This is a genomic window from Candidatus Polarisedimenticolaceae bacterium (assembly GCA_036376135.1).
Classification (GTDB): Bacteria; Acidobacteriota; Polarisedimenticolia; order Polarisedimenticolales; family DASRJG01; genus DASVAW01.
Genome location: DASVAW010000056.1, coordinates 1 through 25,361, shown reverse-complemented (window position 1 = coordinate 25,361; position 25,361 = coordinate 1). Strand labels below are relative to the sequence as shown.

21 protein-coding genes are annotated in these 25,361 nt (G+C 69.4%); 8 read left to right on the top strand and 13 right to left on the bottom strand.

Features of this window, described 5'->3' with window-relative positions:
• From VF139_05260 to VF139_05250, 3 genes are all read left to right on the top strand, one after another.
• Positions 1–884, top strand: an 884-nt coding sequence (locus VF139_05260) for a pitrilysin family protein (GenBank protein ID HEX6850797.1), incomplete at its 5' end; no start/stop codon positions are given.
• An 11-nt stretch (positions 885–895) separates the two neighbouring features.
• Positions 896–3,016 (top strand): insulinase family protein, encoded by a 2,121-nt coding sequence (locus tag VF139_05255; GenBank protein HEX6850796.1) that lies wholly within the window; start codon positions 896–898, stop codon positions 3,014–3,016.
• A gap of 8 nt (positions 3,017–3,024) precedes the next feature.
• Complete coding sequence (locus tag VF139_05250) at positions 3,025–3,729, top strand: HAD-IA family hydrolase (GenBank protein ID HEX6850795.1); 705 nt, start codon at positions 3,025–3,027, stop codon at positions 3,727–3,729.
• Here the strand turns inward: VF139_05250 and VF139_05245 are convergent.
• Positions 3,726–4,814 carry a TlpA family protein disulfide reductase gene (locus tag VF139_05245; protein HEX6850794.1) on the bottom strand — a complete coding sequence of 363 codons (1,089 nt, stop codon included), beginning with the start codon at positions 4,812–4,814 and terminating at the stop codon, positions 3,726–3,728. The genes VF139_05250 and VF139_05245 overlap by 4 nt on opposite strands.
• A 101-nt stretch (positions 4,815–4,915) precedes the next feature.
• On the opposite strand from VF139_05245, the gene VF139_05240 reads away from it, so the two are divergent.
• Together VF139_05240 and VF139_05235 are read left to right on the top strand one after the other, a co-directional pair.
• Positions 4,916–5,755, top strand: a complete 840-nt coding sequence (locus VF139_05240) for a M23 family metallopeptidase (protein ID HEX6850793.1) — start codon at positions 4,916–4,918, stop codon at positions 5,753–5,755.
• Positions 5,752–6,411, top strand: coding sequence for a response regulator (locus tag VF139_05235; protein HEX6850792.1), 660 nt, complete (start codon positions 5,752–5,754; stop codon positions 6,409–6,411). The genes VF139_05240 and VF139_05235 overlap by 4 nt, the downstream gene beginning before the upstream one ends.
• On the opposite strand, the gene VF139_05230 is transcribed toward VF139_05235, so the two are convergent.
• The 7 genes from VF139_05230 to VF139_05200 all read right to left on the bottom strand — a co-directional run bounded on the left by VF139_05230 (position 6,408) and on the right by VF139_05200 (position 14,374).
• Complete coding sequence (locus tag VF139_05230) at positions 6,408–7,145, bottom strand: outer membrane beta-barrel protein (GenBank protein HEX6850791.1); 738 nt, start codon at positions 7,143–7,145, stop codon at positions 6,408–6,410. The genes VF139_05235 and VF139_05230 overlap by 4 nt on opposite strands.
• Positions 7,146–7,291: 146 nt before the next feature.
• Positions 7,292–8,086, bottom strand: a complete 795-nt coding sequence (locus VF139_05225; GenBank protein ID HEX6850790.1) for a hypothetical protein — start codon at positions 8,084–8,086, stop codon at positions 7,292–7,294.
• Positions 8,083–9,945: a bifunctional homocysteine S-methyltransferase/methylenetetrahydrofolate reductase gene (locus VF139_05220; GenBank protein ID HEX6850789.1), complete on the bottom strand. Its 1,863-nt coding sequence runs from the start codon at positions 9,943–9,945 to the stop codon at positions 8,083–8,085. Before VF139_05220 ends, VF139_05225 begins: the two co-directional genes overlap by 4 nt.
• Positions 9,946–10,051: 106 nt before the next feature.
• Positions 10,052–10,693 carry an OmpA family protein gene (locus VF139_05215; protein ID HEX6850788.1) on the bottom strand — a complete coding sequence of 214 codons (642 nt, stop codon included), beginning with the start codon at positions 10,691–10,693 and terminating at the stop codon, positions 10,052–10,054.
• Positions 10,694–10,923: 230 nt separating this feature from the next.
• Positions 10,924–11,940, bottom strand: coding sequence for a VWA domain-containing protein (locus VF139_05210; GenBank protein HEX6850787.1), 1,017 nt, complete (start codon positions 11,938–11,940; stop codon positions 10,924–10,926).
• Between the two features lie 52 nt (positions 11,941–11,992).
• On the bottom strand, positions 11,993–13,021 hold the full coding sequence (locus VF139_05205; GenBank protein HEX6850786.1) for an AMP-binding protein: 1,029 nt from the start codon (positions 13,019–13,021) through the stop codon (positions 11,993–11,995).
• A 69-nt stretch (positions 13,022–13,090) separates the two neighbouring features.
• The gene (locus VF139_05200) at positions 13,091–14,374 is read right to left on the bottom strand and encodes an outer membrane protein transport protein (protein HEX6850785.1); all 1,284 of its coding nucleotides are present in this window, start codon (positions 14,372–14,374) and stop codon (positions 13,091–13,093) included.
• 279 nt (positions 14,375–14,653) lie between these two features.
• On the opposite strand from VF139_05200, the gene VF139_05195 reads away from it, so the two are divergent.
• Positions 14,654–15,907, top strand: a complete 1,254-nt coding sequence (locus VF139_05195) for a hypothetical protein (protein ID HEX6850784.1) — start codon at positions 14,654–14,656, stop codon at positions 15,905–15,907.
• On the opposite strand, the gene aroA is transcribed toward VF139_05195, so the two are convergent.
• Complete coding sequence (gene aroA / locus VF139_05190) at positions 15,891–17,180, bottom strand: 3-phosphoshikimate 1-carboxyvinyltransferase (protein ID HEX6850783.1); 1,290 nt, start codon at positions 17,178–17,180, stop codon at positions 15,891–15,893. The genes VF139_05195 and aroA overlap by 17 nt on opposite strands.
• A 27-nt stretch (positions 17,181–17,207) precedes the next feature.
• Between aroA and VF139_05185 the strand changes: the two genes are divergently transcribed.
• Positions 17,208–18,227, top strand: coding sequence for a hypothetical protein (locus tag VF139_05185; protein ID HEX6850782.1), 1,020 nt, complete (start codon positions 17,208–17,210; stop codon positions 18,225–18,227).
• Between the two features lie 14 nt (positions 18,228–18,241).
• Entirely contained in the window at positions 18,242–21,199 is a 2,958-nt protein-coding gene (locus VF139_05180; protein HEX6850781.1) for a hypothetical protein, read from the top strand.
• Between the two features lie 7 nt (positions 21,200–21,206).
• Here the strand turns inward: VF139_05180 and VF139_05175 are convergent, their stop codons facing one another.
• From VF139_05175 to VF139_05160, 4 genes are all read right to left on the bottom strand, one after another.
• Positions 21,207–22,109, bottom strand: coding sequence for a permease-like cell division protein FtsX (locus VF139_05175; GenBank protein HEX6850780.1), 903 nt, complete (start codon positions 22,107–22,109; stop codon positions 21,207–21,209).
• On the bottom strand, positions 22,106–22,774 hold the full coding sequence (gene ftsE, locus VF139_05170; protein HEX6850779.1) for a cell division ATP-binding protein FtsE: 669 nt from the start codon (positions 22,772–22,774) through the stop codon (positions 22,106–22,108). The genes VF139_05175 and ftsE overlap by 4 nt, the downstream gene beginning before the upstream one ends.
• Positions 22,771–24,213, bottom strand: a complete 1,443-nt coding sequence (gene gatB, locus VF139_05165) for an Asp-tRNA(Asn)/Glu-tRNA(Gln) amidotransferase subunit GatB (GenBank protein HEX6850778.1) — start codon at positions 24,211–24,213, stop codon at positions 22,771–22,773. Before gatB ends, ftsE begins: the two co-directional genes overlap by 4 nt.
• A gap of 23 nt (positions 24,214–24,236) precedes the next feature.
• Positions 24,237–25,361: M1 family aminopeptidase (locus tag VF139_05160; GenBank protein ID HEX6850777.1), on the bottom strand; the 1,125-nt coding region annotated here is incomplete at its 5' end.

The following is a 25,361-nucleotide window of genomic DNA, read 5'->3' as shown; positions in this document are numbered from 1 at the left end:
AGGAGCGGCGGCTGCGCACGGAGAGCAACCCGATCGGCCGCATGATCGAGCAGTTCGGAATGGTGGCGTTTTCGTCCCACCCGTACAAGCAGCCGGTCGTCGGGTACATGAGCGACCTGATGTCGTTCTCGGTGCAGGACGGCCAGGCGTTCTTCCGCAAGTACTACGTCCCCGCCAACATGACGGTCGCGATCGTGGGCGACGTCAAGGCCAAGGAGATCGTCCCGATCCTCGACAAGTACTTCGGCCGCCTGCCGAAGGCGCCCAAGCCCGACCCGCTGCGCACCGTCGAGCCTCCGCAGATCGCCGAGAAGACGATCGTGATTCCCGACAAGGCGCAGCCCGTCTACGTCGAGGGGTACCACAAGCCCGCGTCCGGCCATCCCGACGACGCGGTCTTCCAGGCGATGTCGGACATCCTCTCGAGCGGCCGGACGTCGCGCCTCTACCGCAGCCTCGTCCGCGACAAGAAGCTCGCCGCCCAGACGGGGGCGTTCCCCGGTTACCCCGGCGACAAGTACCCGAACCTCATGCTGTTCTTCGCCATCCCCGCGCCGGGGGCGACGAACCCGCAGGTGCAGGAGGCGATCCGCGAGGAGATCGCGAAGATCCAGAGCGAGCCGGTCACCGACGAGGAACTCGCCCGCGTGAAGACGCAGGCCAAGGCCAACCTCATCCGCGGCCTCGACGACAACCAGGGGCTGGCCATCCAGCTCGCCTCCGCGCAGGCGCGGTACGGGGACTGGCGGGAGATCTTCCGGTCCGTCGAGAAGATCGACAAGGTGACGAAGGAAGACATCCTGCGCGTCGCGAAGGCCACCTTCGTCAAGAACAACCGGACCGTGGCGATGCTCGAGAACAGCGACGCCGCGGCGTCGAACTAGGAGCCGGAACCATGAAGCGAACGAAGAGCCTGCTCCTCGCCGCCGCGATCGTCCTCTCGGCGCTCCCGGCCTTCGCCCAGGCGAAGGTCTACACCGACATCAAGTACCCGACCCTGCCGGACTTCAAGGTCCCGCAGACGGAGTCGTTCACCCTCAAGAACGGCATGCGCGTGTGGCTCATGCCCGACACCGAGCTGCCGCTGATCACCGTGACCGCCCGCGTGCGCGCCGGCTCCTACCTCGAGCCCGCCGACAAGATCGGGCTCGGCTCGGTCCTGGGTCAGGCGCAGCGTTCGGGCGGAACCGCCTCCATGCCCGCCGACACGATGGACGAGTTCCTCGCCGCGAAGGCCGCCAACGTCGAGACGTTCGTCGACGACGACGTCTCCGGCGCGTCGATGAACTGCCTCAAGCAGGATTTCGACGACGTCCTGAAGGTCTTCGTGGACGTGCTCCGCAACCCGGCCTTCCCGCAGGACAAGATCGACCTCGCGAAGGTGCAGGAGCGCACGGGCATCGCCCGGCGCAACGACGACATCAACGGGATCGCCGGCCGCGAGCTGCGCAAGCTCGTCTACGGCGCCGATTCCCCGCTGGCGCGGACCACGGAATACGCGACCGTCGCCGCGATCACCCGCGACGACGTCGTGGCCTTCCACAAGAAGTACTGGCAGCCCAACAACGTGCTCCTCGGAGTCGTGGGCGACTTCGACTCGAAGGAGATGCGCAAGAAGATCGAGGCGGCGTTCGGGGCGTGGCCGAAGGGAGCCGAGGCGCCGCTGCCGACCCCGGCGTACCGCAAGGAGGCCAACCCCGGCGTCTTCTTCGTCGAGAAGTCCGACGTCACGCAGGCGACGGTCGGGATGGCGCACCTGGGGATCGACCGGAAGAACCCCGACTTCTTCGCCGTGCAGGTCATGAACGAGGTGCTCGGCGGCGGCTTCTCCGCGCGCATGTTCTCGAACATCCGCTCGAAGAAGGGGCTCGCCTACAGCGTGGGCGGGGGCCTGGGCGCCGGCTTCACCGCGCCCGGCCTCTTCCAGGCGCAGATGCAGACCAAGTCGGCGAGCGTCTTCGACGCCGTCGCGGCCCTGCGCGAGGAGATCTCCGGGATCATCACGAACCCGGCCTCCGACGAGGAGCTCAAGCGCGCGAAGGAGTCGATCCTCAACTCGTTCGTCTTCAACTACGACTCCCGCGACAAGATCCTCGGGCAGCAGATCAACAACGCCTACTACGGCCTCCCGGCGAACTATCTCGAGACCTACCGCGCCAACATCGAGAAGGTCACCAAGGAAGACGTGGCGCGCGTCGCGAAGCAATACGTCAAGCCGGATGCCCTGACCGTGATGATCGCGGGCAAGGCCGCGGACTTCGGCAAGCCCCTCTCCACGCTCGGCAAGGTGACGACGCTCGACATCACGATCCCCCCGCCCCCCGACGCCGCGCCGAAGGTCGCGAAGACCGGCGCCACGGCGGCGGCCGGGAAGCAGGTCCTCGCGCGCGCGGCCGCCGCGCTCGGGGGCAAGGACGCGACGTCGGTGAAGGCGATCCGGGCGAAGACCAAGCGCACCATCAACTTCGGTGGACAGAAAATACAACTCGGTCAGACGCTGCTCCTCGCCTTCCCGGACCGGATGCACGTCACCATCCAGTCCCCGATGGGGGAGCAGACGATCGTGGTCGCCGAAGATGCGTCGTTCATGACGTCGGGCGGCCAGGTTCGGGACCTGCCGCCTCCGGCAGTCGAAAAGGCGAAGAAGGACCTCGCGCACGACCTGCGGAGCATCGTGCGGTACGCCGGCGACGCCGAGGCGGTCGGCGCCGGGAAGGAGGACGTCGACGGCGTCGCCTGCGACGTCGTGTCGGTGACGCTGCGCGGCGTGGAGTCGCGCCTGTGGGTCGCCTCCGACGGGAAGGTCCTGAGGCAGACCTATCAGGGCGAGACGCCGCAGGGTGCTCCTGGAGCGTACGACGTCCGCTTCTCGGACTACCGCGACGTGGGCGGCCGCCAGGTGCCGCACAAGCAGGTCGTCACGATCGACGGACAGGAGTTCGCGACCTACGACCTCGAGTCGTTCGAGGTCGATCCCGTCGTGGACGCGGCGGCCTTCCAGAAGCCCGCCGCCTGACGAGAGGCTTGCGTTACCCGTTCGTCCTGCTGGACGCCGGGGGGACGATCCTGTCCCCCCGGGCGTCCTACGGCGCGGTCTACGCGAGGGTCTTCTCGACGTTCGGCGTCACTGCGTCGGAGGCGTCGTTCGAGGCGGCGATCCTCGCCTCGTGGCGCGACCTCGACCGCGCGATCCCGCCCGGCGCGGACCGGTACGGCTTCTTCCCCGACGGCGAGGAGGGGTACTGGCGCCGGTTCGTCGCGGGTGTGACCTCGCGCGTCCCCGGATCGGAAGCCGTCGACGCCCTCGGCCCGCTGCGCGACGCGTTCCTCGACGCCGCGGCCTGGGAGGTCCCCGACGAGGTCCTCCCCACCCTCGACGTGTTGCGTCGCGCCGGAGTACGGCTCGCCGTCGTGTCGAACTGGGACTCGCGCCTGCCGCGACTCCTCGAACGCCTCGACCTCGCGTCGCGCTTCGACGCGGTCGTCGTGTCCTGTTTCGAGGGGATCGAGAAACCCGACCCCGAGATCTTCCGCCGCGCGCTGAAGCGCCTGGGCGCACGGCCGGCGGAGGCGCTGCACGTCGGCGACGTCGCCGAGCTCGACGGCGACGGAGCGCGGGCGGCGGGGATCGACGCGGTACTCGTGGACCGCCGGGGGCGGCTGGCTCCCGGGCCCGGCGTGCTGCGGGACCTCTCGCGGCTTCCGGCGCTCGCCGCCGGCGGGAGCTAGGACTTCCCCAGCAACGCCTTCTTCTTCGCCGCGAAGAACTTGTCGAAGTCGGTCTCGCTCGCCGGCATGATCGAGTCCGCGGTCCCGTCCGGACGCAGGATCAGGATCGTCGGCGTGGCGATCACGTTGTACTGCTGGGCCACGGCGAAGTCCTTGTCGATCAGGGTCGGGAAGACGAAGCCGTTGAGGCGGACGAACTCCTGGGTACGTGTCTTGAGGGTGTCGTTCATGACGCGTGCGAGGCTGACGACGTTGACCCCGTCGCGGTGGTCCTTCACCCAGGCGTTCAGTTTCGGCATGAACTGCGTGCAGTGCGGGCAGTCGATCGCCCAGAAGACGAAGACGTTGATCTTGTCGCTCGCGAGCAGGCTCTTGGAGCTGCGCGGGATGCCGTCCTCCGCGGCGGGGAGATCGAACGCCGGGGGCTTCGTGCCGAAAAGCTCCACGACCGGCTCGTAGCGGGGAAGCTCGCCGTAGGTCCCGAGCTGGCCGGTCTGGCCGAGGCGCTTGATGGCGTCGGCGACGGTCAGCTTGTACTCGACGGACTGCTTCGGCGAGCCGGCGCCGACCAGGCGAAGGACCCCCGAGGCGTCGACGAGGGAGATCGACGGGACCGACTTCACGGCGAGCTGCTGCGCGAGCCGGAACCCTTCGTCGTTGAGGCACGGGATCTGGATCTTCATCTCGCTCAGGCGCTGTCGGATCGGGTTCACGTCGCTGCTCCCCATCGGCGGGGAAGCGATCGAGAAGACGGCGAGGCGCGGCCCGGCGGCCTTGCCGAGCGCCTCGGCTTCCCGGAGCACCTGTTCCGATCGGAGATTGCCGGCGATCCAGTAGACGAGCATCACGGGTTGCTTGCCGAGGACGGTCGCCAGGTCGACCTTCGCGGGTCCCGCGGCGGGATTCAGGTTCGTGTACGTCCACGCCGGAAACGGCGCGCCGGGCACGGCGGGCCCGACCTTCGCGACCGAGCTCGGGGCGGGGGGCGCGGCCGGAGCGCCGGCGGGAGCACAGCGGGCGGAGGATGCGGCCCAGAGCGAGCCGAAGAGGAGCAAGAGCACGGCGACGCGGGGCTGAACGGTCATGGGCTCTCCTCGGGAAATCGACCTCGGATTATAGGCAGGGGTGGGCCGAGCGCCACACGGACGGGGTTGTCCCGGTCCCGGGACGCGCCTATAGTCGCCCCGTGTCGACGCCGGGAGATCGCCGCACCCCACGCGGGGTCGCCGTGGGACTTGTCGCGGCGTCGATGATTCTGCTTCCTTCGTGTCTGCTCGCCTATCGGCCGCAACCGTCGATCGACCCTACGCCGACTCCGACGCCCCCGCCGCCGACCGATCTCGTCGAGCCGCCGCCCCCGATCCGACCCGAGCCCGAGGAGCCCGACGAACCGACGGGCATCTTCCACGTCGTCCAGGCCGGGCAGACCCTCTGGCGCATCGCGCGCGCGTACGGGACGACCGTCGAGCAACTCGCCGACGCGAATGCGATCCCCGATCCGGAGCGACTCGAGGTGGGGCAGGCGATCTTCATCCCCGGCGCGATCGGCGCGGTGGACGTCCCGCCGTATCCCGCGCCGATCCCCGAGACGCCCGTCGCCGCGATTCCGGAGGCCACCTTGCCGGTCGGGCCCAACGGCTACGTCTGGCCCATCGCAGGCGAGGTGATCGCACCGTACGGGCAGCGCCGGCGACGCAACGTCCACCGCGGGATCGACATCCGCGGCGGGCGGGGCGACCGCGTCCTCGCGGCGCGCGCGGGCCGCGTCGTCTTCGCCGGACAGCAGCGCGGTTACGGCAGGGTCGTGGTCGTCGATCACGGCGACGGCGAGCAGACCGTCTACGCGCACAACTCGAAGAACCTCGTCGCCGCCGGCGACGTCGTGGAGCGCGGCGCCGAGATCGCGCTCGTGGGACGGTCCGGGAACGCGACCACCGAACACGTCCACTTCGAGGTTCGACGCGGCGGCGTCACGGTCGACCCCCTGCCGTTCCTGCCGGATCCGGCGCTCGAGGCGAAGAAGTGAAGATCGAAGTCCGCTGCTCGGCATGTGGCAAGGGCTACCTGGTCGACACCACGAAGATCCCGGCCACCGGCGGCGTCGTGAAATGCCAGGCCTGCGGGGCGTCGATCGCGGTGCAGGCTCCCGCGTTCCCTGCACCGGTCCCGTCGCCGGTCCCGCCGCCGGCCGCGCCTGCCGCCGCGGCGCCGTCGAACGAGGTCATCTGCCCCCGCTGCGGACTGCACTTCGCCCCCGCGTCCGCGCGCCCCGCGGCGCCGCCCGGCCACCGGGCGACGGTGCTCGTCGTCGAGGACATGGAGTACTTCCTCGAGATCGCGCGCGAGGCCCTTCGCGGGAAGTACGAGGTGAAGGCCGCACGCAACGTGGACGAGGCGTCGGCGGCGCTTCGCGAGGGTCCGGTCGACATCATCCTCCTGGACATCTACCTCGCGAACGGAGAGGACGGGCTCGAGCTCCTGCGGCGCCACCCGAAGACCTGCCCCGTGCTTGCCTTCACCGCCGAGGACGAATCCGAGATGTACGGCGAGGGGTGGAACCGCCTGCTGGCGGCGGGCATCGACGACGTCGTCCGCAAGGGGATGAACGTCAACGAGGTGCTGCTGCGGAAGGTGGCGGCGGCCCTCGGCGAGACCGAGCCCGAGCCGCCGCTCTCCCGCTAGAACCGCACCGACGCGCCGAAGAAGAACGCCGCGCCGCCCAGGTCGATCTTCCCGGGGTAGAGGTCGGCGAGCCGGCCGTCCGTCTCCGCCTCCGACCACGAATAACGCCCCTCGAAGGTCAGGCTCCAGAAGGGGCTCACCGGGACCTCGATCCCCGCGAGCACGTGTGTCTCGAAGTCGGTGCCGCTGTCCGCGACGCGGTCGAAGATCACGGCCGGTTCGGGAGCGCCCGGATCGTCGACGAAGTCGCCGACCTCCTCGAACTCCCAATAGTTGAAGCCGAGTCCGGCACCGAGGTACGGCACGGGGCGACGCACGGCGATTCGGCCGCCCTGGCCTCGCATCGCGTAACGACCCGCGGGCAACACGCGCACGTCGACCGTCATGGGAACCAGGCGCAGCGACGTGTCGTGAAGGATCGCGTTTCCGAACTGGTCGGTGAAGTCGACGTCCGCCGAGCGGGCCACGGAGTCGTAGAAGTCGAGGTTGAAGCCGACCTCGACGAAATTGGACGCCGAGAAGACGTAGCTTCCCCCGAGCATCGCATCGTTGAAGTCGCTCGAGTCGAGCGTGTAGGCGTCGAAGTTCGAGTCCCAGAACTCGCTGTTCGCCTGCGGCATGAATCCGCCGAGGCGGAACTGGAAGGCGCCGTGGTCGCGGGCCGCCTGGGCCCAAGCGGACGACGCCGCGCTCGCCAGCAGGAGCGCCAGAACGGGAAACACGCGCTTGTTCACGGGATCCTCCACGCCGCTCGAGGCGGCCGCCCCGGAGGATTGCAACCGGTGGGCCACGCGGAGAAGCGCGCCGTTTCGATCCTTTCCTGCCCCGCTGTCCCCGGCGGCGTCCGCCGACGGGGACAGCGGGATCCTCAAAGGACGGTTCAGCGCCGGACGGTGACCTGCACCGGGGCGTTGAGGGTGACGACGAGCGTCGCCCCGGGGGCGAACTCGACGTCGTTGTTCTGGCCGGTCTTGGCGGCTGCCGCCGTGCCGGCCGCCGCGCCGACGACGGCGCCGATCGCCGTGCCCTTGGTCTTGTCATCCGACAGGACGCGACCGAGCAGGGCGCCCGCGGCCGCGGCGCCGCCGATCTTCGCGGCGTCCTTGCCGGACTGCTTCTCCCCCTCCGCCGCGAACGTCGCGGCGATCGGGGTGGGTTCGCCCTCGCGCTCCACGCGGTTGAACTCCACGGCGAGCTTCGCCTGGCCGCCGATCTTCTTGAGCGGGACGGCTTCCGTGACGCTGCCGAAGGCGCGCGTCCCCGCGGCGAGAACGACGACGCCGTCGACGACGACGTCCTTGGCGACGCGCGCGGTGACGGCGTCGCCGACCTGGCTCGTCTTGCTGGAGGCGCCGTCGATCAACTCGAGCTCGATCGGCGTTCCCGCGGCGACCGTCTTCACGATCGGCTCGGGTCTGGGCGCGGGCGCGGGCGCGGGGGCCGGCTTCGGCGCGGGCTTGGGTTTCTCGACCTCCGCTCTCGCGGGCGGGGGCGTGACCGGCGCGGGCTGCGGCGGCGGGGCCGGCGGGTTCTCGGCGACCGGGGAGCCGGCGGCGGGGGCGGTCGGCTCGGCCGCGGCCGGTGCGGGGGGAGCGCCGCCGCCGGTGCAGCCGGCGACGATCACGACGAGGCCGGCGAGCGTGCCGGCGGCGAGGAACTTCGAACGTCGATTCATCGGGGGGTCCTCCGTGGAATGACTTCGGCCACTTCGATCGCGGTTGCGTATCTCCCGAACGGAGCGGAGATCTGGAATCCCTGCACGTAGGGCAGGACCGCGAGGATCGCCTCGCGGGCGATCGCGACCCCCTCGGCGCGCGCCGCGTCCTTCGTGTCGGTGCGGCGCATGCGTTCGAGGATCGCGTCGGGCACGTGCACGCCCGGGACCTCGTTGTTCATGAACTCGGCGTTGCGGTACGAGGCGAGCGGCCACACCCCTGCGAGCAGCGGGATCTTCACGTGCCGGACCCGCTCGAGGAATCGCAGGAGCTGCTCGGGATCGAACACCGGCTGCGTGATCGCGAAATGGGCGCCCGCCTGGACCTTCCACTCGTAGCGGGCGATCTCGCGGTCGAGATCGGGCGAGCCCGGATTGACGCCGACGCCGAAGTAGAACCCGGTCGGCTCGCCGATCGGGTTGCCGCCGACGTCGATGCCGTGGTTCAGTCGGTGGACCATGTTCGCCAGACCGATCGAATCGACGTCGAAGACGGCGGTCGCGTCGGGGTAGTCGCCGAGTTTGGGGGGATCGCCGGTGATCAGCAGGACGTTCCGCAGGCCCAGCGCATGCCCGCCGATCAGGTCCGACTGCATCCCGAGCAGGTTCCGGTCGCGACAGCAGTAGTGGATGATCGTCTCGATCCCGATCTCGCGCTCGAGCGTGACGGCCATCGCCATCGGGCTCATCCGCGCCGAGGCGCGGGGCCCGTCGGGGATGTTGATCGCGTCGATGCCGGCGTCGGCGAGGAGCTTCGCCCCCGCGAGGTTCTTCGAGAGGTCGAGACCGCGCGGCGGGAGCATCTCGACGCTGACGACGACCTTCCCTTCCGACACGGCGGCGGCGAGACGGGACCGCGATTCCACCGGAACGGGGGTCGTCTCGGAAGGCGGAGGCGGCGCCGTCACGGCGACCGTCGTGCGGCGGGCGGGCTGCAGGGCGCGCACCGCCCGGAGGATCGCCTTGAGGTGCTCGGGCGTCGTTCCGCAGCAACCGCCGACGATCCGCGCCCCCGCCTGGATGAAGCGTCCGGCGTACGTCGCCATGTACTCGGGGCTGCAGAGGTACAGGTTCCGGTTGTCGACGTTGCGCGGCTTGCCGGCGTTCGGCTGCGCCGCGAGAGGCTTCAGGACGACGGGGGCGAGCCGCTCGATCGCCTCGAGCATCGCCGCCGGACCGACGGAGCAGTTCACCCCGACGGCGTCGACGTCCAGCGCCGCGAGCCGCGGGCCGAAGACCTCCGGCGCCACGCCTTCGAGGCTGTTGCCGTCGTCCTCCAGGGTGAGCTGCGCGACGATCGGAAGGTCCGAGACGCGCCGGATGCCGGCCACCGCCGCCTCGATCTCGGCGAGGTCGTAGAAGGTCTCGACGGAGAAGAGGTCCACCCCCCCCTCCACGAGCGCCCGCGCCTGCTCGGCGAAGACCGACGCGGCCTCGTCCACCGACGTGGGTCCCCACGGCTCGATCCGCATGCCCAGGGGGCCGATCGCACCGGCGACGAACACTCCGTCGCCGGCGATCCGGCGGGCGATCTCGGCCCCCGCGCGGTTCACCGCGGCGACTTGATCGCCGAGCCCGTGTTTTTCGAGCTTGGGCCGATTGGCTCCGAAGGTGTTGGTCTCGATGACGTCGACGCCGACGGCGACGTAGGCCCGGTGAACCTCCTCGACCATGGAGGGGGCCGAGAGGTTCAGCTCGTCGAAGCACCGGTTGAGGAAGACTCCCATGTCGTACAGGCGCGTGCCGGTCGCGCCGTCGAAGACGACGATGCGATCGGCGAGCAGCTTTCGGAAATCGCGCGTCGACGACAAGGGCGTCATTCCCCCTGCAGGTTCCCTACGGGCGGAACAGGATACCCGTCAAACGCGAACGCCCCGCGCGCGGCGGGAAGCCGCGGCGGGGCGTCGCGAAGCCGGGGTGTGCCGCCTACTCGAGGACGCGGATGACGACGCGGCGGTTCTTCGCGCGGCCGTCGGGCGTCGTGTTGTCTGCGACCGGCTTGGACTCGCCGTACGAGATGACGTTCATCGCGTGCAGCGGGATGCCGGCCTTCTCGGCGAGGTACGCACGCACCGCATCGGCGCGCTTCTCGCCGAGCGACTCGTTGTACTGCTCGCTTCCGATGTTGTCGGTGTGCCCCTCGATCTCGAGGTAGACCGTCTTGTCGAGGCCCTTGACCTTCCCGGCGAGGTCGTCGAGGAGGTCGGTGGCCGCGGTCGGCAGCTCGTTCTGGTCGAACGAGAACTTCACGCTGTCGTCCGACAGCGTGGTCTGCCAGAGCAGCTTGCCGCGCGCCATCTTCTGCGCCTCTTCGGCCTTCCCGAGCGCGGTCGACCCGATCTCGACCGCCTTTTCGGCGGTGCCGCGGACGGCGGTGATCTTGTCGTCCGTCTCCTTGGCGAGATCGCCGATGCGCTTCTCGTTGGTCTCGACGCCGGTCTGCACGCCCTGGATCTTGGTGTCGGTCTCCGCGACCTGGGCGCGGAAGACCTTCTTGGTGACGCAGCCGGTCGACGCCGCAACGGCGAACGCCACCAGCCCCACGAACAGGATCGAACGCTTCTGCATGATCATCACTCCTTCGCTATCCGGATCGGCCCGTGCCGCCCGCCGACGGGTGCCGCCGGTCGGTCTCTCGTACCCATGTCAATCCGCGTGCCATCGGTGCTGCGGGTCAAAAACCGCCAAAACCGTGATTCAGATGATCATTCTGTCACGCGGGACGGTGGGTTCGCGAGGGGGTGAGGGTATTTTTTACCCGGCACCCCCGAATCGATCGGGAGCTTTCGGCCGGAGCCTCACGGATTCGCGTAATAGCCCTTGCGGGTTCGAACCTGGAGGCGCCCACCGCGAGCCTCGACGCGGATGGCCCGGAACGATCCGTCCCAGGTCCGGGAGGCCGGCTGGTAGGCGAGGAGGTACTGGTAACGGAGCTCCTGGTCGATCCGGGCGACCGACTCCTTCAGCTCGTCCGGGTCATGGACGACGAACATCGCCCCACCGGTCTCCTCGGAGAAACGCTTGAGTACCGCGGTGTTCTCGGGAACGCGCGACTTCTCGCGGAGGTCGGCGGCAATTCCGGTGAAGCCGACCGTGTAGATCGGGACCTCGACCTTCCGGGCCGCGAGGATCGACTGCTCCACCGAGAGCTTGCTCGCATTGTCGACCCCGTCGGTGAACAGGAGGATCGCCCTCCGTCCCTCGGCGCGCTCGTCCACGAGCTTGGGGGCGGCGGCCACGGCGTCGTTCAGCGCGGTCTGCCCGAACCCCTCCTGGACCGCCAGTCGCTCGAGGAAACGGGCCCGGTCGCTGGTGAATTCCGTCACCCAGGCCACCTGATCGTCGGCGAAGCAGATCAGCGCATAACGGTCCTGGGGACGCAGGCTCGTCACGAAGAAACGGATCGCCTCCTTGGCGGCCTCGAGTTTCCCGGACATCCGCATGCTCCCGGAGACGTCGAGCAGGAACGCGATCGAGACGGGCTCGGATCCTTCGATCCAGAACGCTTCGATCTTCTGGAGAACCTGGTTTTCGAAGACCCGGAAGTCCTTCTGGGTCAGCCCCCGGACGATGCGGCCCTGCCGATCCTCGACGGCCGCGGGGACGAGTACCGTACGGACGCTCACCTCTTCCGGCTCGGCGAGGGCCAGCAGGCGTTCGATGGTGGCGTCGTCCAGCACGCGCTTGCCTGAGTCCCCTGACGCCGCGGCCGCGGGGGTCTGGACGGCGGCGAGTTGGGCGGCACCCTGCCCGCCCTCGGCGAAGGCCGATCCGGCCAGGGTGAAGATCAGACAGGGTAGAAAATACCGGGGCATCACGCGCACGACCCTCCCTCGGGGGAGGAGGTTTGCAAGGCGAGGGCCAGACTCACTCTGCCACCGCTTCGACCGGAAGTCCCACGGCCCCGAAAAAGCGCGCCGTCCCGGGGTCGATCGCCCCGCCTGTGGCGAGGACCTTGCGGATCCGGCCTCCCATCCGATCGCGGTAGGCCGCGAGCACGAGCCGGTCCGCGAGCCGGCGCACCCACGGTCGGGTTTCGGCTCGGGACCCTTTGTCGACCGCCCAGTCGTGCACGCGTCGGTGAAGGAACGAGCGGCGCCGGACCTCGGCCTCCCACGACGCACGGCAGGCTGCAAGCTCCCGAGCGGCGACGAGGACGATCGTCGGCTTGTGCGTCGCGAGCGTGGTCTCCAGGTCCCCCGTTCCGGGTGGGTCCAGGACGACGCGGGACTGCTTCGCGAGCGCGGCCCCGACGCCGGGGGCCCAATGGAGGTCGCGAGTCTCCAGCCGCACGAGAACCGTGTCGCTCGGCGAAAGTCCCAACCGGCCCGCCAACTCGCCGAGTCGGCGCGCCAGATCCGACGCACCCCAGAGGCGGCGGAGGCCGTCGCGCGCCACGATCTCGAAGCCGGGGTCCCCGGCGAACGAGCTCGTTCCGGGGTCTTCGCCGTCGAGCAGCGTCGTGAGCGACAGGGCGGGGAGCGGACGCCCGCCGGCCGCGGGCTCGACGAGCGCCAGGACCAGTTCCACCGTCTCCAGTTCAGGCCGGAGGTCGACCACGCGCCGGAGCGTCGCCTCGCCCCCCGCCAGGACGTAGGCGGCGCCGAGGTCCCGGAGGACCGCCGTCAATGCGGCGTCGGGGAGCTCCGGATCGACGAGCGTCGTACGGGCCCCGCATGCGCCGGCCGCCGCCAAGGCCACGAGCGCCTCAGGGGTCGGAACGGAGACGACGGCGACGGTGCGATCCGAATCGAGTCCGTAGCGGGCGAGGGCGGCCGCCAGAGTCCGGACGCAACGATCGGCCGATTCCCGCTCGATCTCGGGCCACATCGCCGGCGCGGTGGTCGCGAGGGCGCCGGCGGGATGGACGGGCTTCGAGCGGAGCAACTCGCGCAACGCCGAGGCCCCCCGAAAAGCAAAAAGGCCCGGGGAGCGGCCGTCCGCTCCCCGGGCCGGCTCGAACGATCAGAACTTGTAGCCGGCGGTCAGACCGAGGAGCAGCACCTTCGACCTGTAGGTGCCGTCGATCACGCCGTCGTACGGAGACGGTGCACCGCCCCCGAACACGCCGCTGGCGTTACGGTCGTCGAACTTGAGCATCATTCCGTAGCCGTCGAACTGGAACTTCTTGCCGGCGAAGCCGTAGCCGAAGCTGAGGCCGGTGCGGTCGGCGTCGGGGATCGACGGGCGCAGGGTGTTGTCGGGGATCGGATTCTGGTCGCGAACGAGGCCCAGGCGGATCTCATGCGCCTCCGCGAGCCTCCACGCGCCGCCGATGCGGAACGCGAGGGTGTCGGACCAGTTCTCGGCCTGGTTGATCGACGAGCCGTCGTCGAACTGGACGATCAGGCTCTTGAAGGTGGACCACCTGGCCCAGCTCACGTCGAACTCGATGTCGAAGCTCGGGAGCGCGGTGTAGGCGACGCCGATCGCGGCCTGCGCCGGGAGATTCAGGGTGGTGTCCCCGCCGATCGACGGGGCCTCGATGCCGGTGAACTCCGCCGTGCCGCCGATGTCCGGATTGACGCCGTCCCGATAGGTGAAGCCGAAGTTCCAGTCGGGACCCGCGTAGTGGATCGCCGCGTTCCAGCCGAGGTCGTCGCCGTTGCCCTTGAGGTTGAACTCATACGTGCCGGCCGGGATCGGCGCCCGCTCCACGTCGGGGAGGGGAACGAAGCGCGAGAACTCCGCGATGTCGGCGTAGAGGTAGTTCAACCCGAACGCCACCGACCAGTTGTCGTTGATCTTGTAGGCCAGGTTCGGGTTGATGTTCAGGGTCATCAACTCGGCCTTCTGCGAGACCAGCGTGAGCGGCAGGTCCTTCCACTCGGTGACGAGACCGAAGGGGACGGTGAGACCGATCCCGTACGCCCAATCTTCGTTCAGGTGGCCCGTGAAGTAGAGGTGGCTGGGAATCGCCACGTTCGATTCCGACTCGAAGCGCTGGCCGGGGGTGACGGTCACCCCGAGAAGGGCCGCGGCCCCGATCGGGAATGGATCGCTGCCGATCGTGAAGTTCGTGTCCCCGCCGATGTCGATGTAGTTGAAGCCGAACTGAACCTGAGTGCCCTCGAGCTTTACGAGCGCGGCCGGGTTGTACCAGTTGGCCGCGGCGTCATCCGCCCGAGCCACCCAGGCACCGGCCTGACCGGAGGCCTTGGCGCTCTGCTCGAAGATGCTGAAGCCCGAGGCCAGCGCGGGCGCCGTAGCGAGCAGCGCAGCCGCAACCGCGATCAGCTGTTTTCTCATGTCCGACAACCCCTCCAGGCGTACACATCTTTACGGGGCGCGCTTGCCGGGCGACCTGCCCGGAGCGGCCCGAACGAAGCGCCGCAATCCTAGCACGTCGGCCGTTGCAACCATGCAGCACGAACTTGCGCGGAAAGGGCTCCGCGCGAGACTCCGCTTGACGGCCCAGGACCCTTCTCCTATATAACGACGCTTTCCCAACGGGGCGTTCGCCGGGTCGGCGTCGCTCGGGTTCGGAGCACGGGGGCCCGGCGAGGCCGGGCGGGGGGTTCGAGACCAATGATCGGGATGCGCTGGACGCAGGCGACGTTCGCCGCGATCGTTCTCGTGTGGTCGGGCGGATTCGCCCGGGCCGACGAGCCCAAGAAGGACCCGGACCCGCCGGCGCCCGAGGCCACCCCCGCGGCCGCCACCGAGACCCCCTCCGGGAAGGGCCCCTGGTGGGGCGGTCGCAATCTGCTCTACCTCGAGGTCGGCGTCGGCTCGGACTCGATCGAGACGTTCAACGCCACCTACCAGACCGACACGACCAGCGACGCGCGCAACGAATTCGAGCTCACCGACTCGACGCGCGGCCGCTTCGTCGTGGGCTGGACCCTCCCGAACGAGCGCGGGCGGTTCTCCCTCGTCTTCGAAGGGGTCCAGGAGGACTCGTATCGCCTCGACGCGAGCGGATTCCTGGTCGCCGCGGCCGGAGGCGGGACCAGCAGTCCCCCGACCGGGCCGCTTCAGTGGTGGTCGCTGACGGCGGAGGACGGTGCGGTCAACTCCGCCCGCAACCCTCCCTACTGGGATTTCACCGACGACGCGAACGGGAACGGGCTCGCCGACCCCGGGGAGGTCCGCTACCTCGGTGCCGACGTCACCTCCGCTTCGAGCGGCCCGAGCAATCTCGGCAACCGGTTGCAGACGATCGACCTCATCTACGGCCGCGAGTGGGGTGGTCGCCGGATCTGGGGGAACTGGAGCGCGGGGCTGCGCAGCTTCCGCTACACCGGGAACATCCCGACCTCCGCATGGTTGATCTCGCTCGGCGCCCAGGCCCCGCCGGGCATCGGATACACGGACGGCCTCGTCAACCCCCTGGTGGTGTGGTCGCAGGACACCGAAGGACTCGGGCCGACCGGCTCGGGCGGCATCAACTTCGGTTTCTCGCGCCGGCGCGTCGTGTTGTACGCGGAAGCCCGGTTCGCCTTCCTCGTGCAGGACCTGAAGACCGACAGCGGCGACTTCCTGACCTACGCGTTCGACTCCGTCGACACGATCTATCCGGTCCCGGCGCGGCTCCAGAAGTCGCTCTCGAAGAGCGTGTGGAACGTGCAGGTCGAGTTCGGCGCGCGCTTCCGGGTCGTCGAGAACACGCACGTCCTCGTCTCGTACCGCCGGGCCAGTTACATGGACACGGTCCTGGTGCCCGTCCAGCTGATCGTGCCGGACGCCCCGCAGCAGGCCGGTCAGCCCGCCACCGCCCAGTTCAACTCGCGCGACTTCAAGACCGACGTGTTGTCGCTCGGGCTCAGCTACCAGTTCTGATCCCACCCGCCTCGAGCGCGGCGAAGTCGTCCCAGAACCCCGGGTTCGACTTCGCCACGCACGCGGCGTCGTCGACGACGACGCCCGGGATCCGCAGCCCCGCCACCGCGAACGCCATCGCAAGTCGATGGTCCGACCGCGTCCGCACCGTCGCACCGCGGGGCCGGGCCGGCGGCACCACGCGCAGCGCGTCCCCCTCGACGGCGACTCCCGCGCCGAGCGCGTGAAGCCCCTCCGCAACCGCCTCCAGGCGGTCCGACTCCTTGACGCGCAGCGCTCCCAGACCACGCAGCCGGCACTCGCCGTCGGCGAACAGGGCGACGACGGCGACGGTGGGCGCCAGATCCGGTGAGGCCGAGAGATCGACGTCGAACGCCGCGAGGGTGCCCGACGATTCGACCGTGACGCTCCCCGGCGCGGAGGCGACCCGGGCGCCGGCCGCCCGAAGCAGCGGGCCGAACGCCGCATCGGCCTGGAGGCTGTCCGGCTCCAGCCCGTCCAGGCGCACGCGGCCCCCGGTCGCGACCGCGGCGGCCAGGAGATACGACGCCGAGGAGTGATCCCCTTCCACGCGGTAACGGCCGCCCGGGTAGTCCGTCTCCGGCACCCGCCACGTCCCCTCGCCGGCCTCGGAACAACGCACGCCGAACGCCTCGAGGGTCCGGCGCGTCATGCGGACGTACGGGAGCGAGACTCTCGGCGGCTCGATCTCGACCTCGAGCCCACCGTGAAGGCGCGCCCCCACGAGCATCAACGCGCTGGCGAACTGACTGCTCTGCCCCCCGGGAACCCGAACCGCTCCCCCGCGCATCGGCCTTCCGCCGATGCGAAGCGGCAATCCGCCCGTGCGGGGATCCGCACGCACGTCGGCACCCAGCGACGCGAGCGCCTCGAGCAGGGGACGCAAGGGTCGCTCGCGCAGGCGAGGCGTCCCGTCGAGGAGGCTCGCCTCGGCGCCGATCGCGGCCACCGCGGCGAGCAGGCGGCACGTCGTCCCCGATTCCCCGAGGGCGATCCGGGCGCCGCCGCGCACGGATCCCGCGGTTCCCTCGACGCGCCACGTCGACGGGTATTCCGCGAACCGCGCCCCCAGCGCAGCGAGCCCGTCCCGGGTCCGCGAGGTGTCGTCGGCGAGCAGCGGAGAGTCGATCTCGCTCGTGCCCCGGGCGAGCGCCGCCGCCACGAGCGCCCGATGCGTGTCGCTCTTCGACGGCACCGCGCGAAACGCCGCGTCCACGGGGCGATTCGGCGGATGTACGGCACGCGCTCGCATCGGAACGGGAGTGTATTATGCGAGGCCATGCACGGCCCGCTCCGGCTCCTCATCGCCGCGTCCTGCATCGTCTTCGCCGCGCGCGCCGCCGATCCCGCGTCCGGACGCGACGTCACGTCCCTCCTCGCCTTCGGCGCGGAGATGGCGGCCAAGGGCAATTGGCGCGAAGCGCAGTACCGATGGACGCTCGCCGCCGCGAACGAGCCCGACAATCCCCGCGTGCTCAACAATCTCGCCGTCGGCGCCGAGGCGATGGGTGAGCCCGACAAGGCGCGGGACCTCTACGCCCGGGCGCTCGCCGCGGGCGAGCGCGACGCCCGGATCGAGAAGAACGCCACCCGGGCGCAGCGGTTCTGGGAATCGGTGCGCAAGAATCCCGACGGGCGTCGCCCCGCGCTCCCCGAGCCGTCGTCGAAGGAGACGCGGTCGCGACGCGGAGAGGCGGTGGAAGTCACCGTGTCCCTCCCCCTTCCCCCGAAACTCGACGTCTCGTCGCGGAGCAGCCTGCTCGTCGCGAGCTTCCTCGTCAACGACAGCGAGTTGCTCGACCTCAATCGCGAGATCGTCCGTTTTCTGCGCACGGAGTTCCGCAAGAACTCGCCGCTGCGCGTGCTCGACGTCACCCCCGCCCCCGCGATCCCCGAGCAGAGCCTCGACGACCTCGCCGCGAACGCCCCGTTCTGGCGACAGCTCGGCCGGGAGCACGGCGCGGACCTGCTCGTGTCCGGCGCGTTGCGCTACACGCGCTCGGACGCCTCGGGGTTCAAGGACGTGGATTACGTGGACGATCGGACCGGCCAGAAGATCAAGCAGACGCGGTTCGTCGAGCAGGAACGATTCCAGTTCGAGGTCGACGTGTTGTTCTTCGCCGGCGGGTCCGGCGAGCTGCTCCACCGGGACCGCTTCCGCCGCGACGCCGTCTACGGCGGGTTGTCCAACGATCCCATCACCGCGTTCTACGACCTGAGCGCGACGATCGCGGGCGACGTCCTGTCCGTCATCGCGCAGCGCGAACGACCCGACGTCCGTTACGTCTTCAAGGGTTGAACCGAGGAGCCGACATGCGCCGCTCGAGCCCGATCCTCCGTTGCGTCGTCGCGCTTTGGGCCGTCCTCGCGGGATCCTCCGCGCTGGCCCAGTTCGGCCAGAACAAGATCGCCTACGATCGGTTCGACTGGAAGGTGTACGCCTCGCCCCACTTCGACCTGCACTACTACGGCGAGACCGACAAGTTCCTCGACGACATCGTCTCGTACACCGAGAGCGCCTACCTGCGGATCAGCAAGGACCTCGATCACGAGCTGCGCTACCGCGTGCCGATCATCCTCTACCAGACCCACGCGGACTTCGAGCAGACCAACGTCACCTTGGGCGAGATCCCCGAGGCGGTGGGGGCCTTCGCGGAGCCGATCCAGAACCGGATGGTCCTTCCGGTGGACCTTCCGCCGGACAAGCTCTACGAGCTCATCGCCCACGAGCTCGTGCACATCTTCCAGTATTCGATCTTCTACGAGGGCTACCTCGGGCGGGCGCTGCGCTCCAACGTGCCGACCTGGCTGATGGAGGGGATGGCGTCCTACGTCGCCAAGGACGAGGACAACCTCGACCGCATGGTGATGCGCGACGCGGTCGTCAACAACTTCCTGCCGCCGATCCAGGCCCTCGACGTGTTGTCGTTCCTCACGTACCGGTACGGGCACGCGGTGTTCGATTTCATCGAGCAGGAACACGGTCAGGAGGGGTTCCGCAACTTCATCTACGAGTACCGCCGGGTCCTGCTGACCAACAACGTGCCCAAGGCGATCAAGGAGGCCTTCGGCTACGACGTCGACGAGTTCAACCGGCGCTTCAACCGCTACCTCCGCAAGAAGTACTTCCCGGTGCTTCTCGAGAAGAAATCCCCGGACGACTACGGCCGGCACATCGGCGTCAAGCGGGAGGGCACGTTCACCTTCTCCCCGACGATCTCCCCGTCCGGCGAGCTCATCGCGGCGCTCGCGACGCCAAAGATGGAGCTCGACCTCGTCGTGTTGTCCGCCGAGGACGGCACGGTCGTCCGCAACCTCACGAAGGGGTGGACGAATCGCTGGCAGTACCTCGTCGCGGAGGCCTTCTCCGGCAAGCGCGATCTCTCCTGGTCCCCCACGGGGGACGTGTTGGCGGCGTTCGTCCGCAAGGAGAACCGGAAGCCGCTCTTCCTGTTCGACGCGCTCAGCGGGAAGGTCCTGAAGGAATTCCCCCTCGAGGAGTACGCGGAAACCTCGAGCCCCGCCTTCTCGCCCGACGGCAAGCGGATCGCCTTCGAGGCCAACCTGCGCGGCGTCGTGGACATCTTCGAGCTCGAGGTGGAGTCCGGCGCGATCCGGAACCTGACGCAGGACGACTTCTTCGACGCGAACCCGTGGTGGTCGACGGACGGGACGTCGCTCCTGTACAACCGCCGGATCGGCGAGTCGTGGAAGATCTTCTCCGTCGACGCCGCGGACCCCTCGCGCAAGACGCAGCTCACCTTCGGCCCGTCGCTCGACATCCAGCCGTCGTACTCCCGGGACGGCAAGACGATCTTCTTCTCGTCGGACCGGGGCGGGTACGGGGTGTTCAACATCCACGCCCTCGACCTCGCGACCGCCGAGATCCGGCAGTACACCGACGTCGTGGGAGGCTGTTTCTCGCCGGTGGAGCTGGCCCCGCGGGGCGGCGAGCCGGTGCTCGCGTACTCCGCCTACTACGAGGGCACCTTCCGGCTGTACCGGATGCCGCTCCGCCAGCCCGAAGCGCGCATCGCCCCCGCGGATGCGACCCCCGCCGCGGAAGACGCCCCGTTCGAGCCGCCGCTGCGACTGACCGCGGATCGCGGCAGGATCGTTCCCTACAAGGCGAAATACGACCTCGAGGCCCCGTCGATCGGCGTGGGGATCACCGACGACGGTACGCTGCTGACCAACGTCGCGATCGGCTTTTCCGACCTCCTGGGCGACCACCGCATCCAGGTGCTCGCGTACAGCGTCTCGGACTACGCGAACTTCCTCGTCCAGTACGCGAACATGAAGCACCGCCTGCAATGGGGGGCGACGCTCTACGACTACCGCGACTACTACCTCGCGTTGACCTCCGGCGGCGTGGATCGCCAGCAGGTGCAGCGCGCGACCGGCGGCTCCCTCGAGGCGAGTTGGCCCTTCAGCCGGTACTACCGCGTGGAGGGCAGCGTCGGCCTCCTGGACTCCTCGCAGGACTACCTCTCCCAGGACCCCGTCACCGGAGGGCTCGTCTCCCAGCGCGTGGGGGACCGTTTCGCGCTGCTCGGGACCCATCTCGTGGGCGACACGACGCGGTACCAGTACTTCGGCCCCTTCCAGGGGAAACGCTTCCGCGTCGGCGCGCAGTACGGCGCCCACCTCAGCGGCGACGTCCCGGGCGACCTGATGCAGTACAACCTCGACTTCCGCGCCTACAAGCAGGTCACGCGGCGTTCGACCCTGGCCTGGCGCCTTTCGGGGCTGTACAACGCGGGCGACCGCGAGACCTACTACGGCTTCGGCGGCTACAACCAGTTGCGCGGCTACGATTTCCGCGACTTCTTCGGCTCGCGCGTGCTCTGGTCCAACCTCGAGCTGCGTTTCCCGCTCATCGACGAGCTCCGCTTCCCGTTCGGACCGATCCGCGGCATCCGCGGTTTCCTCTTCGTCGATGCCGGGACCGCGTGGCTGTCGGACGACCTGTTCTTCGACCCGGATGCCCAGGTCGTCCGCGCGAACTTCGACGGCTCGCGGTTCACCGCCGTGCCCTTCGAGATGTGGGACTCCGAGAACGACCGGCTCCAGGACCTGCGCGGCTCCTACGGGGTCGGATTCCAGTTCTTCTTCCTCGGGGGACTCCAATTCAACTGGGCGTGGTCGCACCGCATGTCGTACACGACCTTCGCGGACTCCGACCCGAGCGTCGGCATCGTGCAGCTGCAGAAGGTCAAGGCCGACACGGGGGGCTGGCGGCAGGACTTCTACATCGTCTTCGACTGGTAGCGCGCGCTCACTCGCGCGCGCCGCGGACGGCGGCCCAGGAGCTCGCGAGGCCCACGGCCACCCCCGCCGCGAGGAGCGCGCCGGCCGCCGACGCGGGGAGAGGCCTGCCGAGCGCGAGTCCGACCAGAGCCGCGGGATCGGCGCCCGAGTAGGCCAGGGCCGTGCGTCGGGCCAGCTCCACGGATCCCAGCGCGACGAGCGCCGCCAGCAACCCCTGGGCGGCCCCGGCGAGGAGGAACGGACCGCGCACGAACGACGGCGTCGCACCGACGAGCAGCATGACGTCCACCTCGTCGCGCCTCGCGTAGACCGCCAGGCGCGTCACCCCGGCCACCACGAAGATCACCGCGGCCGCGACGAGCGCGCCGATTCCCCCAACGCCCCAGCGCGCGACGCCGAGCATCGACTCGACCCGCGCCAGCATCGCCCGGTCGAAGCGCACCTCCTCGACGACGGGCTCCGATCCGACCGCCGCCTCGACGAGCCGTGCCGTCTCGTCCGCGGCCGGACCGGGCTCGACGTAGGCCTCGAACGAGGCCGGCAGCGGGTTCTCGCCCAGCTCCGCGGGGAGGTCGGCCAGCGAGCGGAACACCAGCCGGAAGCGGCGGAGCGCCTCGTCCTTCCCCACGAAGACGACCCGCGAGACTCCCGGAAGGGCCTCGAGCCTGGCGCGCACGCCGTCGATCGCGGTCGCGCTCGCGCCTTCGGCGAGGTAGATCTCGACGCGCGCGTCGCGACTCCAGGCTTCGAGGCTCGCCCGGACGTTCGCGCCCACGAGGAGGGCGAGGCCGCCGACGAAGAGCACCGCCGCCACCGTCGCCGTCGCGAGGACCGCGGCCCCCGGGCTGTGCCGCCACTCGTCGAGGGCGTCCTCCGCGAAATAACGCAGCAGCGAGATCCAGCGCCTCATTCGGCTCGCTCCGCCTCGGCGGCCTGCCCCCGGGTGAGCACGATCGTGCGCCGCTGCATGCGCCGGATCAGGTCGCGATCGTGGGTCGCGACGACGACCGTGGTGCCGCGGGCGTTGATCTCGCGGAACAGGCGCATGATCTCGACGGAGAGGTCCGGATCGAGGTTGCCGGTCGGCTCGTCGGCGAGCAGAAGCTCGGGATCGTTCACCACCGCGCGGGCGATGGCGACGCGCTGCTGCTCGCCGCCGGACAACGCGTCGGGGTGGACGTGGAGGCGATGCGCCAGCCCGACCCCCTTCAGTGCGTGATACGCGCGACGGCGCTGCTCGGCGCGCGGGATACCCGCGACGTTGAGGACGTAGGCCACGTTTTCGAGCGCGGTCTTCCGCTTGATGAGCTTGAAATCCTGGAAGACGACGCCGATCGACCGACGCAGGCCGGGCACCCGTGATGCCGCGATCATCCCGACGTCCCGACCGTCGATCACGATCGAGCCCTCGGAGGGCCGTTCCTGCCGGAGCATCAGGCGGAGCAGCGTGGTCTTCCCCGCTCCGGAGGGGCCGGTCACGAAGACGAACTCGCCGCGCTCGACCGAGAGCGACACCCGGTCGAGCGCGACGTGTCCGCCGGCGTAGACCTTCGACAGCCCCTCGATCCGGATCACCGCGCGCGCTCCGCCTCGACGAGGGCGCGTACGACGGCGGGATTGGCGCTCCCCTTCGAGGCCCGCATCACCTTGCCGACGAAGAACTCCTCGAGCTGCAACTTCCCCTCCCGCAGGCGCTTCCATTCCGATGGGTAGGCCTCGACGACCCCGGCGAGCAGCGCCTTCAGCACCTCCTCGTCGCTGATCTGGGCGAGGCCCAGGTCCCGGACGAGGTCCCCGGGGGGCCTCCCGCTCGTCGCCATCGCGTCGAAGATCGCGCGCGCCGCGCTCGTCGAGACGGCGCCCGAATCGACGAGGCCGATCAACGACGCGAGGTGGGAGGCGGCGATCGGAACGGCGTCGGGAGGGAGCTTCGCGGCGTTCTGGACCCGGGCGAGGTCGTGGATCGCGAAGTTCGCCGCCGCGCGCGCGTTTCCGCCGGCCGAGGCCGCCGCCTCGAAGAAATCCGCCACGGGACGCTCGAGGGTGAGCGCGTGGGCGTCTTCGGGGGAGAGCCCGAACGCGGCGATGAATCGGGCCTTGCGGGCCGCGGGAAGCTCGGGGAGCTCCCGCGACGCCTCCGCTTCGGTCGCGGCGTCAACGAGGAGCGGAGGCAGGTCCGGCTCCGGGAAGTAGCGATAATCCTGGGCCTCCTCCTTGCCCCGCATGGGTCGCGACACCCCGGCGTCGGCGTCCCAGAGCGCCGTCCCCTGCGTCAACCGTCCACCGGACTCGAGCACGCCGACCTGCCGCGCGATCTCGTATTCGATCGCACGCTGGACGTTGCGGAAGGAGTTCAGGTTCTTGAGCTCGGTTCGCACGCCGAACGCTTCGGCCCCCCTCGGCCGCACGGAGACGTTCGCGTCGCAGCGGAGCGAGCCCTGCTCGAGATTGCCGTCGCACACGCCGGTCCAGCGGAGGATCGTGCGCAGGCGCTGGAGGTACAGGTACGCCTCTTCGGCGGTCCGGAGGTCGGGCTCGGAGACGATCTCCGCCAGCGGCGTTCCCGCCCGGTTGAGGTCGACGTGGGAGGCCTTGCCGGAGGACGGCAGCCCCTCGTGCACGAGCTTGCCCGCATCCTCCTCGAGATGGAGGCGGATCAGGCGGATGCGCCGGGGCCCCGAGGCGGGCTCGATGTCGACGCCCCCTCCGGTCGCCAGCGGCTGCTCGTATTGGGAGATCTGGTAACCCTTCGGAAGGTCCGGGTAGAAGTAGTTCTTCCTCGCGAACACGCTCGTCGCGGCGACGTCGCAGCCGAGGGCCTTCGCGGCGCGGATCGCCAGCCGCACGGCGCCGCGGTTCAGGACGGGAAGCGCGCCCGGATGGCCGAGGCACACCGGACAGGTCCGGGCGTTCGGGGGCGCGGCCGCGTCCGTCGCGCAGGCGCAGAAGATCTTGGAGCGGGTGTCGAGCTGGGCGTGAACCTCCAGCCCGATCACCGCCTCCCAGTCCGCCATCCCCTCGGGCGCCTTTCGCCGCGCTACCAGCTCTGGTTGTAGAGGACGTCCTGCGCGAGGATCTCGCCTTCGTCGTTGAAGACGACCTCGACCGCTTCCTGCGGCAGCTTGAACTGGAACGGGGTCTCGGGACCCTGCACGAGCACCTTGCTCGACGAGCGGAATTTCTTCCCGTCCGGAGCCACGAAGGTCATGGGCGCCACCGCGCGGAAGAAGACGCCGGGCATCTCGGTGTTGTTCTCTCCGGCCACGACGCGCTGCCGGATCTTGCCTTGGACCAGCCACTTCCCGTCCTCGGTCGGACGGATGGTGTAGAAGACCGCGTATTGCGGCATCCCGACCCCGCGGATCCACTGGTCGAAGAACCAGTCCATGTTCCCCTGGTAGACGCGCTCCATCACCGCTTGGATGTCCCGCGTCACGATCTCCTTGCCGTTGAGGCCCCTTCCGAGTTCCTTGAGAAACGCGAAGAACTTGTCGTCCCCGAACGTGGACCGAAGGATGTGGAAGGCGTACGGACCCTTGTTGTAGATGTTCGCGATCGGTGTCGGCCCCTCTCCGGCCCAGACGGTGTAGCCGTTCTGGACGCTCGCCCACGGCTTGGCGTCGAGGACGTTCTTCCGCCAGTCCGCCACCTTGTCGAGGTAACGCTTGCGTCCGAAGACCTCTTCGACGTACAGGGCGGAGGAAAGCTCCGCCAACGACTCGACGAACCAGTAGTTGCGGTCGTTCGAGTTCGTGACTCGCGATCCCCACCACTGGTGCCCCACCTCGTGCGCGACGACGTCCTTGTTGAACTTGGAAATGTCGGAGCCGCCGAAACTCGCCACGGTGCCTTCCCCACGGAAGACTCCGAAACCGAGGTAGATCACCGAAGAGGGAGCCTGGCCGTAGAACGACCCCATGGGATCGGCCACCAGGTCGAGCTTGTCGAAGGGATAGTCGATCCCGAAGACCCGCTTGTAGATATCCATCGCCACGGAGGCTTGCGTTCCGATCGCGGCGAGCTGCTTGCCGCGAATGTCACGCGCCCCCGAGTCCGATCCCTCGGTGCCGACGAACGACGATGCGCTGACCTTGTCGGCGTAAACACGGACCGGAATCGGCGTGCCGTCGTCTTTGGTGGCCGCGTGCTTGGAGACGTCGCT

Coding starts and splice junctions, on each gene's coding strand:
- VF139_05255 (HEX6850796.1), top strand. CDS start 896: ATGAAGCGAACGAAGAGCCTGCTCCTCGCCGCCGCGATCGTCCTCTCG.
- VF139_05245 (HEX6850794.1), bottom strand. CDS start 4,814: ATGACCGTTCAGCCCCGCGTCGCCGTGCTCTTGCTCCTCTTCGGCTCG.
- VF139_05225 (HEX6850790.1), bottom strand. CDS start 8,086: ATGAATCGACGTTCGAAGTTCCTCGCCGCCGGCACGCTCGCCGGCCTC.
- VF139_05220 (HEX6850789.1), bottom strand. CDS start 9,945: ATGACGCCCTTGTCGTCGACGCGCGATTTCCGAAAGCTGCTCGCCGAT.
- VF139_05215 (HEX6850788.1), bottom strand. CDS start 10,693: ATGCAGAAGCGTTCGATCCTGTTCGTGGGGCTGGTGGCGTTCGCCGTT.
- VF139_05210 (HEX6850787.1), bottom strand. CDS start 11,940: ATGCCCCGGTATTTTCTACCCTGTCTGATCTTCACCCTGGCCGGATCG.
- VF139_05200 (HEX6850785.1), bottom strand. CDS start 14,374: ATGAGAAAACAGCTGATCGCGGTTGCGGCTGCGCTGCTCGCTACGGCG.
- VF139_05195 (HEX6850784.1), top strand. CDS start 14,654: ATGATCGGGATGCGCTGGACGCAGGCGACGTTCGCCGCGATCGTTCTC.
- aroA (HEX6850783.1), bottom strand. CDS start 17,180: ATGCGAGCGCGTGCCGTACATCCGCCGAATCGCCCCGTGGACGCGGCG.
- VF139_05185 (HEX6850782.1), top strand. CDS start 17,208: ATGCACGGCCCGCTCCGGCTCCTCATCGCCGCGTCCTGCATCGTCTTC.
- VF139_05180 (HEX6850781.1), top strand. CDS start 18,242: ATGCGCCGCTCGAGCCCGATCCTCCGTTGCGTCGTCGCGCTTTGGGCC.
- VF139_05175 (HEX6850780.1), bottom strand. CDS start 22,109: ATGAGGCGCTGGATCTCGCTGCTGCGTTATTTCGCGGAGGACGCCCTC.
- gatB (HEX6850778.1), bottom strand. CDS start 24,213: ATGGCGGACTGGGAGGCGGTGATCGGGCTGGAGGTTCACGCCCAGCTC.